The sequence below is a fragment of the Neoroseomonas lacus genome (assembly GCF_014644535.1).
Taxonomy (GTDB): Bacteria; Pseudomonadota; Alphaproteobacteria; order Acetobacterales; family Acetobacteraceae; genus Neoroseomonas; species Neoroseomonas lacus.
The window spans coordinates 54,069-66,706 of the sequence record NZ_BMKW01000006.1 but is presented as its reverse complement, the minus strand read 5'-3'; the positions used below and the strand labels follow the sequence as shown (position 1 = coordinate 66,706).

The window sequence follows — 12,638 nt, the reverse complement described above, 5'->3', positions numbered from 1 at the left end:
ATCCGAGCGGGTCCGCAGGCCCCACGTCGCGGCCGACGAACTGGCAGGCCCGCGAGGCGCTGCTCGCAGAAATGGAAGCCGAGCACCGACAGACTGGCAATCCGATGGCCGTTTGGGCTGCCTGGCGGCTGTGTCGCGACACCGGTGGCGGGTTTGGATTGCCACTGCCTCCGTGGGTCATCGTGCACCTCGACGCCTTCGCGGCGCAGCTTCGAGATTGGCAAGACAATGGGGTGCCGGCCGATCGGCTCGCTGAGGAGGTCGGCAACGCGCTGGGTTTCAAAGCAAGGCGCAAGAATCAGAATCCGATAACGGATTGGCGCAATCGAAGGGAAGGAGGGGCGTGGTTCGCGCAATTCGAAGATCACGTTCTGGGCGGCGCGACGCCGACTGCTGCGATCAAAAGAACCGCGGACGATGTCAACAGCACGGAGCCAACCGTTCGCCGCCGCCTTGAGGAGTTTGCGGGCGGCTTTGGCATGACCCCCTTTGAGATTGTGCAGACCCGAAAGCGCATGCGCGACGAGGAGGAGGCCGCGCTGACAGAGAGTGCGCGTCGGGCAAAGGCTCGGTTGAACGCCATTCTGCGTGGTGAACCCGACCCGTTCCCACCCTCGGAGGAAGACTGAGCCGGCGACCACTTCACTTACCGGGCAGGATATGACGCGGACTTGCCTGCGTCACACCGCCATTCTCCTCCGATCGTTCGCAGGAGACACACGCTTCCATGCCCAAGCCCAGGGCCCGCCGTCCGCAGACCGCTGAGCCGACAACGCCACCGCAAATCCCGCAGGTCCTTGCCGCTGCGGTGTACTGGCGGCCTATCGAGACGCTGACGCCCGCGCCGCGCAACGCTCGCACTCACCCGGAAGGACAACTCCAGCGGCTGATATCCGCCATCAAGGCATTCGGCTTCACCAGCCCCATTCTCGTGGATGAGGCCGCCAATGTTCTCGCCGGCCATGGGCGGCTAGAGGCCGCCCGACGACTCGGCATGGCCCAGGTGCCGACGCTGCAGATCAACGGCCTCACTCCGGCACAGCGGCGCGCCTACGTCGTCGCCGATAATCGCCTGGCGGAGTTAGCCGGCTGGGATCGGACGGCCCCAGCGGTCGAGTTGTCTGAACTGGTCGACCTTGGGTTCGAGATCGAGCTGACCGGTTTTGGCATGGCCGAGACCGACCTTCTGATCCTCGACGCCGAGCCGGGCGAAGATGTTGAGCCACCAATACCTGAACCAGAAGCAGGACCGGCGGTGTCGACGCCAGGCGACCTGTGGCGGTTGGGCGAAAAGCACCGCCTCTTCTGCGGCAGCGCTCTCGAAGGGGCGTCCTACAGGCTGCTGTTCGAGGGTGAGACCGCACAGATGGTCTTCACGGATCCACCATATAACGTCCCGATCGCGGGGCATGTGAGCGGCCTCGGCAAGGCCCAGCATCGCGAATTCGCGATGGCGAGTGGAGAAATGACGCCGCCAGAGTTCACGAAGTTCTTGGATCAAGCGTTCGAATTATTCAGTCGCCATAGCGAGCGCGCATCCACGCACTTCATTTGCATGGATTGGCGGCACTCGCGCGAGCTTCTGGACGCGGCTCGCGGGCGATACCTGACACGGAATGTCTGCGTGTGGGCCAAGGACAACGCGGGCATGGGATCGCTGTATCGGTCCCAGCATGAGTTCGTTTGGATATTCCAGAACGGGCCGGGGCGCACCATCAACAACGTTCAGCTCGGTGTCAGCGGCCGACATCGCACCAATATCTGGCGCTATCCAGGCATGAACTCCATGCGGCCAGGCCGCGACCAGCAACTGGCGATGCATCCCACCGTGAAGCCGGTCGCGATGGTCGCGGACGCAATCCTTGATTGCTCCAATCGCCGTGGCATCGTGCTCGACCCCTTCGCGGGCAGCGGCACCACAATCCTGGCTGCCGAACGAACCGGCCGCCGCAGCTTCGCGATCGAGATCCATCCGGCCTATGTCGACCTCGCCGTCCGCCGCTGGCAAGACCTGACTGGGGACAGCGCTGTGTTTGCCGGGGATGGCCGAACCTTCGCCGAGGTGGCGACTGCTCGACTCGACCAGGCAGGCAAGGCACCATTAGGTGAAGGCCATGACTGACGACCGCGAGGATGACTATGCCGTCGGGTATGGCAAGCCGCCCGCCCATAGCCGCTTTCGGAAGGGTCAGTCAGGCAATCCAGCCGGCCGACGCCGCGGCAGCCGGAACCTCATGGTCCTGCTGAAGGAAGAGCTCGATAAGTCGGTTGCCGTTCGCGAAGGCGGTAAAGTTCGCCGCGTGCGCAAGCGCGACGCATTGATCGCGAGCATGGTCAACAAGGCGCTGCAGGGCGAGCCACGCACGACCAACCTGCTGATGACATTCATGCAGCGGGCCGAACCGACGGCCGCACAGGCGTCGGCCGGTGAGCAGTCAGTCGAAGCGGATGATCAGAAGATCATCGCGGCATTCCTCGCGACGCAGCGAGAGGACGATGCCCAGGAAGGCTAGTTCCGAACCCGGAAGTGCGTCGCAGCATGCGGCGATTCTTAACGCCATCCTCCGGCAGCACTTCCCGAGTTTCGTCCGGAAAGTGTTCTCGACCGTCAACGTTGGAGACCGGTTCGTGCCGGGCCGGCACATCGACGCAATCGGCCATCAAATGCTGCGGATGCGCGATGGTGAACTCCGGCGGCTGATCGTCAACCTGCCGCCGAGGTCGCTGAAGTCCCTTATCGCATCCGTCGCCTACCCAGCCTGGATTCTCGGGCGTAGCCCGTCGACCAGAATCATTGTCGCTTCGTATTCGGACGACCTCTCGCGCAGGTTAGCGCGCGACTTCAGACGGGTCATCGAGACATCATGGTATCGCGCGCTTTTCCCGGCCATGCAGATCGACGCGCGCAAGAACACGGAGGCCGAAGTCGCAACCACCGCGGCCGGCTTTCGATACGCCACATCGGTCGGCGGCACGCTCACAGGGCGCGGCGGTGACGTGATCATCATCGACGATCCGATCAAGCCAATGGATGCTGCCTCCGAGGCCGAACGGCGCAAGGTGAATGAATGGTTCGATAGCACGGTGGTCTCGCGGCTGGATGATCCTGCATCCGGAGCAATCGCTGTCATCATGCAGCGCGTGCATGAAGACGATCTGTCAGGGCATCTGCTGGAGAAGGGCGGTTGGCACCACCTTCGTCTCCAAGCAATCGCGACCGAGGATGAAGACGTTCCCCTCGACGCGAAGCGAACGTGGCGGCGTCGCACTGGAGACATCCTGGAGCCGGGGCGGGCTGCAGCTGAGCAGCTTGACGAAGCACGCCGGCACCTCGGCAGCTATTTGTTTGAGGCACAGTATCAGCAGGATCCGATCCCTGCCGGCGGTACGCTGATCCGAGCGGAATGGCTTCTGACCTGTCCCGATGGGGCGATGTCAGCTCCCGAAGAGTTCGAGCAAATTGTGCAGAGCTGGGACGTGGCAAGCAAGGTGGGCGGAAGGAACGACTGGTCGGTCTGCACGACCTGGGGCATCCGCGGCCGCAAATACTACCTTCTTCACGTCCTGCGTGAGCGCATGGAGTTCCCGGATCTACTGCACCGGGCCAAGGAATTGGCACAGCGCTTCTCCGCCCATCGGATTCTGATCGAAGATGCCAGTTCAGGGTCAGCCCTCGCTCAGGCGCTTCGGTTAGGGGAAAAGTGCGCGGTCATCGCGATCAAGCCTAAGCTGGACAAGCCTGCCCGCGTGCAGCGCGCATCGGCGGTGTTTGAGGCAGGGCGCGTGTTATCCCCGCCGGACGCACACTGGTTGCCGGAGTATCGACGGGAATTGCTGAGTTTCCCGGGTGGCCGCCATGACGATCAGGTCGACAGCACCTCTCAATTCCTGATCTGGGCGGAGGAGCGCCCGCCCACGGTTCCCATTCTTGGTCCAATTTTCATTCCAAATCAGCCTTGGCCGGAACCACGGTAGGCGCCGACATCGGATGGGACAGCTCGATCACGGACGCGATCAGTCACTCCCTTGCTGCCGCTGAAATGCCCCGAGCTGAACGTTATGGAGAACGTCCGGCAGTTCCGCCCTGGGCGCCACTCTCTGTCTGGCTACGGGTGCCGCGGCGTCAGTTGGACGGTGGCCGTCATCCCTGCCGCCAGTCGTGTCGCTTCCGGCACCTGGTCGATGTGAATGCGCACCGGGATGCGCTGCGCCAGGCGGACCCAGGTGAAGATCGGATTGACCGTGGCCAGCCCCTGCTGCGTCGGCTGCGCATTCGCCACCGCGATGCCGCGCGCGATGCTGTCCACATGGCCGCGCAGCACCTCGCCATGACTCATCAGCTTGATCGTTGCCGCATCGCCTTCCCGGACGGACGCAAGGGCCGTCTCCTCGAAATAGCCATCGACCCAGAAGGATGCGGCATCGACCAGGGAGATCCGCAACGCACCGACCGTCGCATAGTCGCCCAGGCGCGCGGACAGATTGGTCACCCAGCCATCAACGGGTGCGCGGATCTCCGTGCGTTCTAGATTGGCGCGGGCCTGATCCAGATTGGCCTGCGCCTGCTGCACCTGGGCGCGGGCCATCGCGGCGCGGGTCGCGAAGGTCTGCTGCTCCTCGGCCGAGACGGCAATGTCGGTCAGGCGTTGGCGCCGCTGCGATTCATGCACGGCGTTGTCCGCATTGGCTTGCGCCTGCAGCAAGGCGGCTTCGGCAAGGCTCACGGCAATCCGGTAGTTGGTCGGGTCGATGCGCAGGAGCAGCTCGCCCCGGCGGACAAACTGGTTGTCGGCGATCGGCAGGGCGACGATGCGCCCGGCGACCTCCGGCGCAATCGTGACGACATAGGCCCGGACCACGCCGTCCCTCGTCCAGGGGGACGCCATATAGGCCTGCCAGGCGAACCAGGCGGCCAAGGCGGCCAGCAGCACGGCCAGGGCGGTCGTCGCGACCCTGCGGGCTGTGCCCGCACGGCTGGTCCCGTCACCGGGCGGCCCTATCGGCACGCTGCGGGCGGATTCAGCGGCATCGTGCCGCCCATTGGCGTCAGAAGCGGACATCGAGGCCTCCTCGCGCGGCCAGCAGCACCGTCGCGGACAGGGTGACAACATAGATGGCAAGGACGAACAGCGCCGGGTGCCAGACCCTGCGCAGCAGGCCGATGCGGCTCGCTGCGCCGCGCAGCCCGATGGTCACGCACCAGGCGGCGAGCATCATCGGCACGATCGGCGCGACATAGACGCCGAACAGGTTGATCTCCATGAACCTCACCGGGCTGATCCCTCGTCGAAGAACGCGGCGTGCGCGCGCAGGAGATCCGAAACCGCGAGCATGCTCGCGCGCCACTGGGCCGCGTCCGCCGCAAGCGTCCCGGTCGGGGACCGCGCCGCCAGACGACGATCAAGCCGGTCGAGGCGATCCGCCGCCGCCAGGCTGCGTCCGCCGGCGATCGCCTCGAACACCGCGGCCAGATCATCCGCCTCGGCCAGGGTGGCGATGCCTGCATGCCACGCGGCGCTGACGACCCGACGCAGCCGAAGCATCTCGATCCCGAGATCAAGCGCGGCAAGCAGCCGCGCGCGTTGCAGCGGTTCGGCCTGGTCTGGCAATGCAGCGAGTCGGCTGTAGAGCCGCGCCTCCCAGTCGGCGAGGCTCCACCGCCTCGGGGCCAGCGCCAGGCCGCGCAAATCGCGCAGGGAAAGCCGGAGCAGGCGTTCCACTCGCGTCATGGCAGGGATCGGCGGTATCAGGCGGAATGCGGCCAGTGCGGCACCATTGCCGATCAACAGCGCGAGCGCGTTGTTGTAGAAGGCCAGCGAGTCATAGACCATGGCGTTAGTCGGCATCAGGAACGCTGCCATGGTGCCGACCATCCCGATCGCCACCGGAGGCCGCCAGCCGATCGCCATCAGGACGCCGGCCGGGATGAAGTAGGCTGCCAGGGCGAGCGTGAATGCCGGGAAGCCGTTCAGCTGCGGCAACACCGCGAAGGCGAGAATCGCGGCCGCCGAGAGGGACACGAGCGTGCCGACCAGGTAGCCAAACGCGCCCGCATAGGCCTGGTCCGCGCGCGGTGCGAAGAGCGCCGTCACGATGGCCACCCAGGCCATGGCGACCCCGCCGCCTGGCCAGGCCGTGACGATCCAGAGCAGTTGCACCGCCATGATCGCGACGACGGACCGCCCGGCATTCACCAGGGCCGGGCCCCAATCCGGCACTTGCAGCCGCCAGCCTCCCTGGCCGGCGGGCGATGCAACGGGCGCATCGACCAGCAGCGCGAGGCCGTTGATCGCCTCGGCCAGGCCGGCCAGCGCCCGCGCGGCGTGATTCGCGAGCAGCCTCTCGGAAGGGGCTGCCGTGGGTATCGCAAACAGCCGATCCGCCGAGGCGAGCGCCTGTGCGCGCAGCCGAGCGGCGTCCCGCTGCCAGGTCGCGGGCTGTACCGTGCCGGCGGCGGCGCGCAGGGCTGGGGCGAGTCCGTCCAGTACGGTTGCCGCCTGAGCCTGCGCCGCCGCGCCGGGCAAGAGCCTCAGCCGCAGCGCAACGGCGCGCCAGGCACCAAGAGCGGCGAAGCCGCCGGCGATGGCCGCCTGAAGCGTAAGCGATTTGTTCCGCACATCCGTCGACTCACCGATCGTCTCATCCACGGCCGGGTCCAGCGCGATGACGCGACGCAGCAGGTCGCGCCGTGCCGCCTGCGTGTCCGGCTGTGCCGGTCCTGCCTCGGCCAGCGTGCACACGATGCCGCGGGCGAGATCGGCGATCAGGACCGCCAGCAGATCCGCCAGCCGGCGCCGCGCCGTTCCAAGGTCCGTCACCGCCTGGATAACGCCGGCGCAGGCGATCCCGAGGCAGACTTCCGACACACGGTTCACGGCCAGGATGAAGGCGGCGCCGTTCGGCCCGCCGGTCGCGCCGAGCTGATCGCTGACGATGAAGGCCGCCGTGAAGCCCGCGAGCGCGGCAGCATAGGAGGCGAAGTTGCGCAGCAGCGTGGCGGCCAGTGCGCACGCGCCGCCCCACAGCGCGACCAGCGTCAGGAACACGATGCGATCCTGCGGGAATGCCGCGGTCAGGGCGACCGCCACCACGGCACCCGCCACCGTGCCGATCATGCGGAACCAGCCCTTGCGCAGTGACGCACCCAGCTGTGGCTGGCAGACGAAGGCCGCGCTGGTGGCCGCCAGGGCAGGACCGTCGAGTTCCAGCCAGAAGGCCAGGTACAGCGAGAGGCTGATCGAGGCCCAGAGGCGCAGCCCAAACATCAACGCCGGCGCTTTCGACGACACCGCTGCGCGTAGCCCGTCGGCCCAGCGGCCTGCGGTGACGGGAACCGAGACGCTGCTCATCCGAGTTCGGCGCCCAGCCGTCGTCCATAGGCGACGATGGCGGCTCCCTCGGCCATGCGCGCTCGCTCATAGCCGTTCAGCGCTGCATCGACGGACCCACCCCGCAAGGCATCGCGCAAGGCCATGGCATCCGCCGCGGCCTTGGCGACGCCCATCGCCGTATGGGGTCGCGCGACAAAGGCGGCATCGCCGAGCAGCGCCAGCCGCCCCGTCGCCATGCGCGGCGCCTCATAGTCGAAAATGGCCTGCACGAATGGGTGCGGTTCGGCGGCAACCGCGGCTGCGAAAGCCGGCGGCAGCAGCGCCGCCGCATCGGAGCGCAGTTGCGCGGCCACCGCATCCGGTGTCTGGCCCGGTGCGAGCGAGAAAGGATGCGTGTGGCCTGATCGGTCGGTAAGGAGCCCCGGCAGCGCATCGCCTGCCACGCGGCGATACCACACCCAGTTGTAGCGTCGTTCGCCGCGGGCCATCTCGCCATATGGACCGGTGACCGAGTATCCGAGCGCATGCGACTGCGGCGCGATGTAGAAGGCGAAGCGGTCGAGCAGGATCGCGGCCTCGGCGGGCAGCGTATTCTCAGGCACGAGGCCGCGCCAGGCGACGTAGCCGGCGTAGAGGTTCGCTGCCGCGCCACCCACCACGGCCCGCCGCACGATGGAGCCGATCCCATCGGCGCCGATGATGATATCGGCAGCCTCGGTGCTGCCATCGTCGAATGTCAGCACCGCGGCATCGGCCCTGGTGGCGGCGTTTGTGACGGTGCGACCCTGCAAATAGGCGTCATCGCCGAGCCCGCCCCGCACGACGCGAAAGAGGTTGTCCCACGACATCTGCATCTGCGGCGTGGCCTGGCGATGCGCGATGGCGCCGCTGCGGTCGAAGAAGATGCGTTCCTGCGCGACGACGCCCACCTCGGCCGCAGCCTCGCCGCCGATGGCGCGCAGCATGGCGAAGACATCGGCCTGCGCGACGAGACCCGCGCCACGACCCTCGAGGCCATGCGTCGAGCGTTCGAAGACCCGCACGCGATGCCCGTCCTGCCGCAGCAAGATGGCGACGAACAGCCCGCCCAGCGAGCCGCCCACGATGGCGATGTCGAGCGGCTTCATGACCGGCGCCCTTCGCTGACGCGGCCGGTGATCTCTCGCAGCAGGGCCAAGGCACCGCAAAGCAGGCCGAGGGCGCAGACCGCGATCCAGCCACCGGCATGCCAGGCCGCCATGGCCGCCGCGGCCCCGGCTGAGCCGCCCAGGAACATGCCCGTCATGAAGATGGTGTTGATGCGGCTGCGCGCTTCCGGCTGCAGGGCGAAGATGACGTGCTGGTTCGAGACAAGCGCCCCCTGCACGCCGAAATCAAGGATGATGACGCCGACGATCAGGCCCACCAGGCTCGGCCAGAGGCCGAACAGCAGCCAGGCGACGATGGCCAGCGCCGCGCCGAGGCCGATCACCAGGCGCGGCCCGCGCCGGTCCGCGACACGCCCGGCCAGCGGTGCCGCCGCGATACCCACCGCGCCGATCACGCCGAACAGCCCGGCAACCTCCGCACCGAGTTCGAAGGGCGGTTGTTCGAGGCGCAGCGCCAGGATGGTCCAGAACGCCGAGAAGGATGCGAATAACGCCGCCTGCATCACCGCCGCCTGGCGCAGCACAGGATGCGCGCGCCACAACGCGCCGAGCGACAGCAGCGCGTTGCCGTAGCGCATGGTAGCTGATGGCGCGCGCCGCGGCAGTATGGCCGCCATCAGCAGCGCCGCGCCAAGCGCCATGGGCACGGCCAGCCAGAACATCGCGCGCCACCCGCCATGGGCGGCGACGAAGCCGCCGAGCGTGCGACTGAGCAGGATCCCGCTCAGCAGGCCACCCATCACCAGGCCGACCGTGGCACCGCGCCGTTCGGGCGTGGCGAGATGCGCCGCGACGGGCACGATCTGCTGCGCCACGGTCGAGGCGACGCCGACCAGAAAAGACGCCAGGACCAGGACCACCGCGTTGGGCGCGGCCGCCGCCAGGGCAAGCGCCGCGGCGAGGATGACGAACTGACCGACGATTAGGCGACGCTGGTCCATCACATCGCCGAGCGGCAGGAGCAGCAGGAGGCTCAGCGCATAGCCGAGCAACGTCGCTGTCGGGATCAACGACACAGCATCGGCACCGCCGAAGTCCCGCGCGATGATGCCGAGCATCGGCTGGTTGTAGTAGATGTTCGCGACCGCGATGCCCGCCGCCGCCGCCATGGCAAAGGTCGTGGCGCGGGTCAGGGCCCGGGGCTGGGCAGGCGCGGCGCTCGCAAGGCTTGTCGTTGTCATTCCATTGGACCTTCTCGTGCCATCGGCCAGGGATGCTCCCGGCGACGCAGCCGACGAAGGACTCGAACATGGTTCGGTCACGCGGGCCGCCATGTGAGATAGGGCCGTCTGGCCATGCGCGGCCATTCTACGGATGAGGTGATCCCATCATCCTTTGGTTTAGGTCGCGGCCCGCCACAGCGGTCCGGTTCCGGTAGTAGCACCTAAGTATGATGCGACGATGCTTCCCGCTGATTCAATCGCGGCAGCCAGGCATCTAGAACTCTGGCCACGGGAACAACGCCCGTCGGGACCAGACCGCAGACCGGCACGATGCCGGGGGCGGACGACACGGCGGACGGGCCCGAACCACGGAGAAGCACGATGACCGACGCCACCCTCTCGACCCGCCAGAAGGCGCCGCTGCGCACCCCGACCGACCTTGGCGAGAACGCCACGAAGGACATCGCCGCGGCACTGACCGGCGTGCTCGCCGACATGTTCGCGCTGTACCTGAAGACCAAGAACTTCCACTGGCACATGTCCGGTCCGCATTTCCGCGACTACCACCTCATGCTCGACGAGCAGGGCGACCAGATCTTCGCCACCACCGACGCGCTGGCCGAGCGGGCGCGCAAGGTCGGCGGCACCACGCTGCGCTCGATCGGCCATATCGCCCGCCTGCAGCGCCTGGCCGACAATGACGCGGACTATGTGACGCCGGAGGACATGCTGGCGGAACTCGCCGAGGACAATCGCCGGATGGTCGGCTTCCTGCGCGCCGCGCACGCCGTGTGCGAGACCCACAACGACTCCGCCTCGACCAGTGCCATCGAAGTCTGGATCGACGAAGCCGAACGTCGGGCCTGGTTCCTGTTCGAATCGACGCGTGCCCCGCGCTGACCGCGCACCATTCGAACCAGCGAGTGGCCCATGATGTCCACCACCTATCCCAACGCGGCGCTGCAGGCCGGGGCCATGGCCCCGGCGTTCAGCCTGCCCGCGACGCCTGACCAGATGGTCTCGCTCGGCGATCTTCGGGGCAGCCCGGTGATCCTGGCCTTCTATCCCGCGGATTGGAGCCCGGTCTGCGGTGACCAGATGGCGCTGTACAACGAGATCCTGTCCGAGTTCCGTGGCCTTGGCGCGCAGCTCGTCGGCATCTCGGTCGATGGCGTGTGGTGCCACGCCGCCTTCGCCGCGGAGCGCAAGCTGCACTTTCCGCTGCTCGCCGACTTCCAGCCGAAGGGCGAGGTCGCGCGACGCTACGGTGTCTACCGCGAGAAGGAAGGCATCACCGAGCGCGCCCTGTTCGTCATCGATGCGGATGGCGTCATCCGATGGAGCCATGTCGCACCGCTCGGCATCAATCCCGGTGCGGACGGCATCATCGAGGCGTTGCAGGACATCGCGGCGCGCACCGGTGCGGCGGAGGCTGTGTCGTGAGCCGGCTCAGCATTCCGGTCGGTGCCGGCGACCATGCGCAGGGATCGGCCGGCGCGACGGTCACGCTCGTCGAATACGGTGACTACGAATGCCCGTATTGCGGCGAGGCCTATCCCATCCTCAAGGCCGTGCAGCGTGCCATGGGGGACGAGCTGCGCTTCGTCTTCCGCAACTTTCCGCTGACGGAAATGCATCCGCACGCGATGCGCGCCGCGGAGTTCGCCGAGATGGCAGCGAGCGCCGGGCTGTTCTGGCAGGCCCATGACCTATTGTACGAGAACCAGGAGGCGCTCGGTGAGCGCGATCTGCTGGCCTATGGCCAAGGCCTGGGCCTGCCTGCGGGTGTCGTGGCGGAAGCCTTCGACGGGCGCTTTGACCAGAAGATCCGCGACGATTTCCGCGGCGGCGTGCGCAGCGGTGTCAATGGCACGCCCACCCTGTTCATCAACGGCTTCCGATACGACGGACCGCGCGATCTCGACAGCCTCGTCGCCGAGTTGCGGCAGGCGCAGGCGATGGGCATCGAAGATGCGGTGCGCCGCGGGAGCCCAAGTCATGGCAGGAGGTGAGCAACCGGATTGAAAGCACATCCAAGACATGGAGCTGCACGCGCGCCAGGTCGGAGCAATCCCGCCCGCGGTCTGCTTCAAGGCTGATCCACCAAGTCAACAACCACTGACAGAGTCGAGGTTTCCATGACCAGCAATTTCGTCAACACCCAGGACGGGGTCGCCATCTTCTACAAGGATTGGGGGCCGCGGGATGCAAGGCCGATCGTCTTCCACCATGGATGGCCGCTCTCCTCCGACGACTGGGACGCCCAGATGCTCTACTTCCTGGACAAGGGCTACCGCGTCGTGGCGCATGACCGTCGCGGCCATGGACGCTCGGCCCAGGTCTCGGACGGCCACGACATGGATCACTATGCCGCGGATGCCTCGGCCGTCGCCGAGCATCTTGACCTGCGCAACGCCGTGCATATCGGCCATTCGACCGGCGGTGGCGAGGTCGCCCGCTATGTCGCGAAGTTCGGCCAGCCGCAGGGCCGCGTCGCCAAGGCGGTGCTTGTCAGCGCCGTCCCGCCGCTGATGGTGAAGTCCGCGAGCAACCCCGGCGGCACGCCGATCGAGGTGTTCGATGGCTTCCGCACCGCCCTCGCCGCCAACCGGGCGCAGTTCTACATCGATGTCGCGGCGGGTCCGTTCTACGGCTTCAATCGGCCAGGCGCGAAAGTCTCGCAAGGCGTGATCGACAATTGGTGGCGCCAGGGCATGACCGGCAGCGCCAAGGCGCATTATGAGGGCATCAAGGCGTTCTCGGAGACCGACCAGACGGAAGATCTCAAGAGCATCGACGTGCCGACCCTGGTACTGCAGGGTGATGACGATCAGGTCGTCCCGTATGCCGATGCCAGCCTGCTTCAGGCCAAGCTGCTGAAGAACAGCACGCTCAAGATCTATCCGGGCTTTCCGCACGGCATGCTGACCACGCATGCCGATGTGATCAATCCGGACCTGCTGGCCTTCGCGGGGGCCTGATCGGCTCTCCGTCAG

General features: G+C 67.0%; 13 protein-coding genes. 8 read left to right on the top strand and 5 right to left on the bottom strand.

Features of this window, described 5'->3' with window-relative positions; all coding sequences use genetic code 11:
• The first annotated feature begins 71 nt into the window (after positions 1-71).
• The 4 genes from IEY36_RS12865 to terL all read left to right on the top strand — a co-directional run bounded on the left by IEY36_RS12865 (position 72) and on the right by terL (position 3,975).
• Positions 72-629 carry a hypothetical protein gene (locus tag IEY36_RS12865; RefSeq protein WP_188967479.1) on the top strand — a complete coding sequence of 186 codons (558 nt, stop codon included), beginning with the start codon at positions 72-74 and terminating at the stop codon, positions 627-629.
• Between the two features lie 98 nt (positions 630-727).
• Positions 728-2,122: a site-specific DNA-methyltransferase gene (locus IEY36_RS12860; protein WP_188967478.1), complete on the top strand. Its 1,395-nt coding sequence runs from the start codon at positions 728-730 to the stop codon at positions 2,120-2,122.
• The gene (locus IEY36_RS12855) at positions 2,115-2,513 is read left to right on the top strand and encodes a DUF5681 domain-containing protein (protein ID WP_188967477.1); all 399 of its coding nucleotides are present in this window, start codon (positions 2,115-2,117) and stop codon (positions 2,511-2,513) included. Before IEY36_RS12860 ends, IEY36_RS12855 begins: the two co-directional genes overlap by 8 nt.
• Entirely contained in the window at positions 2,497-3,975 is a 1,479-nt protein-coding gene (gene terL / locus IEY36_RS12850) for a phage terminase large subunit (protein WP_188967476.1), read from the top strand. Before IEY36_RS12855 ends, terL begins: the two co-directional genes overlap by 17 nt.
• 131 nt (positions 3,976-4,106) lie before the next feature.
• Here the strand turns inward: terL and IEY36_RS12845 are convergent, their stop codons facing one another.
• The 5 genes from IEY36_RS12845 to IEY36_RS12825 are packed head-to-tail and all read right to left on the bottom strand — an operon-like array spanning position 4,107 to position 9,660.
• The gene (locus IEY36_RS12845; protein ID WP_188967475.1) at positions 4,107-5,060 is read right to left on the bottom strand and encodes an efflux RND transporter periplasmic adaptor subunit; all 954 of its coding nucleotides are present in this window, start codon (positions 5,058-5,060) and stop codon (positions 4,107-4,109) included.
• On the bottom strand, positions 5,047-5,262 hold the full coding sequence (locus tag IEY36_RS12840; protein ID WP_188967768.1) for a DUF1656 domain-containing protein: 216 nt from the start codon (positions 5,260-5,262) through the stop codon (positions 5,047-5,049). The genes IEY36_RS12845 and IEY36_RS12840 overlap by 14 nt, the downstream gene beginning before the upstream one ends.
• 5 nt (positions 5,263-5,267) lie before the next feature.
• Positions 5,268-7,349 (bottom strand): FUSC family protein, encoded by a 2,082-nt coding sequence (locus IEY36_RS12835; protein ID WP_188967474.1) that lies wholly within the window; start codon positions 7,347-7,349, stop codon positions 5,268-5,270.
• Positions 7,346-8,458, bottom strand: a complete 1,113-nt coding sequence (locus tag IEY36_RS12830) for an FAD binding domain-containing protein (RefSeq protein ID WP_188967473.1) — start codon at positions 8,456-8,458, stop codon at positions 7,346-7,348. The genes IEY36_RS12835 and IEY36_RS12830 overlap by 4 nt, the downstream gene beginning before the upstream one ends.
• Positions 8,455-9,660, bottom strand: coding sequence for an MFS transporter (locus IEY36_RS12825; RefSeq protein WP_188967472.1), 1,206 nt, complete (start codon positions 9,658-9,660; stop codon positions 8,455-8,457). Before IEY36_RS12825 ends, IEY36_RS12830 begins: the two co-directional genes overlap by 4 nt.
• A 363-nt stretch (positions 9,661-10,023) precedes the next feature.
• On the opposite strand from IEY36_RS12825, the gene IEY36_RS12820 reads away from it, so the two are divergent.
• The 4 genes from IEY36_RS12820 to IEY36_RS12805 all read left to right on the top strand — a co-directional run bounded on the left by IEY36_RS12820 (position 10,024) and on the right by IEY36_RS12805 (position 12,623).
• Positions 10,024-10,542, top strand: a complete 519-nt coding sequence (locus IEY36_RS12820) for a Dps family protein (protein WP_188967471.1) — start codon at positions 10,024-10,026, stop codon at positions 10,540-10,542.
• A 30-nt stretch (positions 10,543-10,572) separates the two neighbouring features.
• On the top strand, positions 10,573-11,085 hold the full coding sequence (locus IEY36_RS12815; RefSeq protein ID WP_188967470.1) for a redoxin domain-containing protein: 513 nt from the start codon (positions 10,573-10,575) through the stop codon (positions 11,083-11,085).
• Positions 11,082-11,654 carry a DsbA family protein gene (locus IEY36_RS12810; protein ID WP_188967469.1) on the top strand — a complete coding sequence of 191 codons (573 nt, stop codon included), beginning with the start codon at positions 11,082-11,084 and terminating at the stop codon, positions 11,652-11,654. The genes IEY36_RS12815 and IEY36_RS12810 overlap by 4 nt, the downstream gene beginning before the upstream one ends.
• 126 nt (positions 11,655-11,780) lie before the next feature.
• Positions 11,781-12,623, top strand: a complete 843-nt coding sequence (locus IEY36_RS12805; RefSeq protein WP_188967468.1) for an alpha/beta fold hydrolase — start codon at positions 11,781-11,783, stop codon at positions 12,621-12,623.
• Positions 12,624-12,638: the final 15 nt, after the last annotated feature.

Bases quoted from the DNA above. Each gene is read 5' to 3' on its own strand.
- IEY36_RS12865 (WP_188967479.1), top strand. From the start codon at position 72: ATGGAAGCCGAGCACCGACAGACTGGCAATCCGATGGCCGTTTGGGCT.
- IEY36_RS12860 (WP_188967478.1), top strand. From the start codon at position 728: ATGCCCAAGCCCAGGGCCCGCCGTCCGCAGACCGCTGAGCCGACAACG.
- IEY36_RS12855 (WP_188967477.1), top strand. From the start codon at position 2,115: ATGACTGACGACCGCGAGGATGACTATGCCGTCGGGTATGGCAAGCCG.
- terL (WP_188967476.1), top strand. From the start codon at position 2,497: ATGCCCAGGAAGGCTAGTTCCGAACCCGGAAGTGCGTCGCAGCATGCG.
- IEY36_RS12845 (WP_188967475.1), bottom strand. From the start codon at position 5,060: ATGTCCGCTTCTGACGCCAATGGGCGGCACGATGCCGCTGAATCCGCC.
- IEY36_RS12840 (WP_188967768.1), bottom strand. From the start codon at position 5,262: ATGGAGATCAACCTGTTCGGCGTCTATGTCGCGCCGATCGTGCCGATG.
- IEY36_RS12835 (WP_188967474.1), bottom strand. From the start codon at position 7,349: ATGAGCAGCGTCTCGGTTCCCGTCACCGCAGGCCGCTGGGCCGACGGG.
- IEY36_RS12830 (WP_188967473.1), bottom strand. From the start codon at position 8,458: ATGAAGCCGCTCGACATCGCCATCGTGGGCGGCTCGCTGGGCGGGCTG.
- IEY36_RS12825 (WP_188967472.1), bottom strand. From the start codon at position 9,660: ATGACAACGACAAGCCTTGCGAGCGCCGCGCCTGCCCAGCCCCGGGCC.
- IEY36_RS12820 (WP_188967471.1), top strand. From the start codon at position 10,024: ATGACCGACGCCACCCTCTCGACCCGCCAGAAGGCGCCGCTGCGCACC.
- IEY36_RS12815 (WP_188967470.1), top strand. From the start codon at position 10,573: ATGATGTCCACCACCTATCCCAACGCGGCGCTGCAGGCCGGGGCCATG.
- IEY36_RS12805 (WP_188967468.1), top strand. From the start codon at position 11,781: ATGACCAGCAATTTCGTCAACACCCAGGACGGGGTCGCCATCTTCTAC.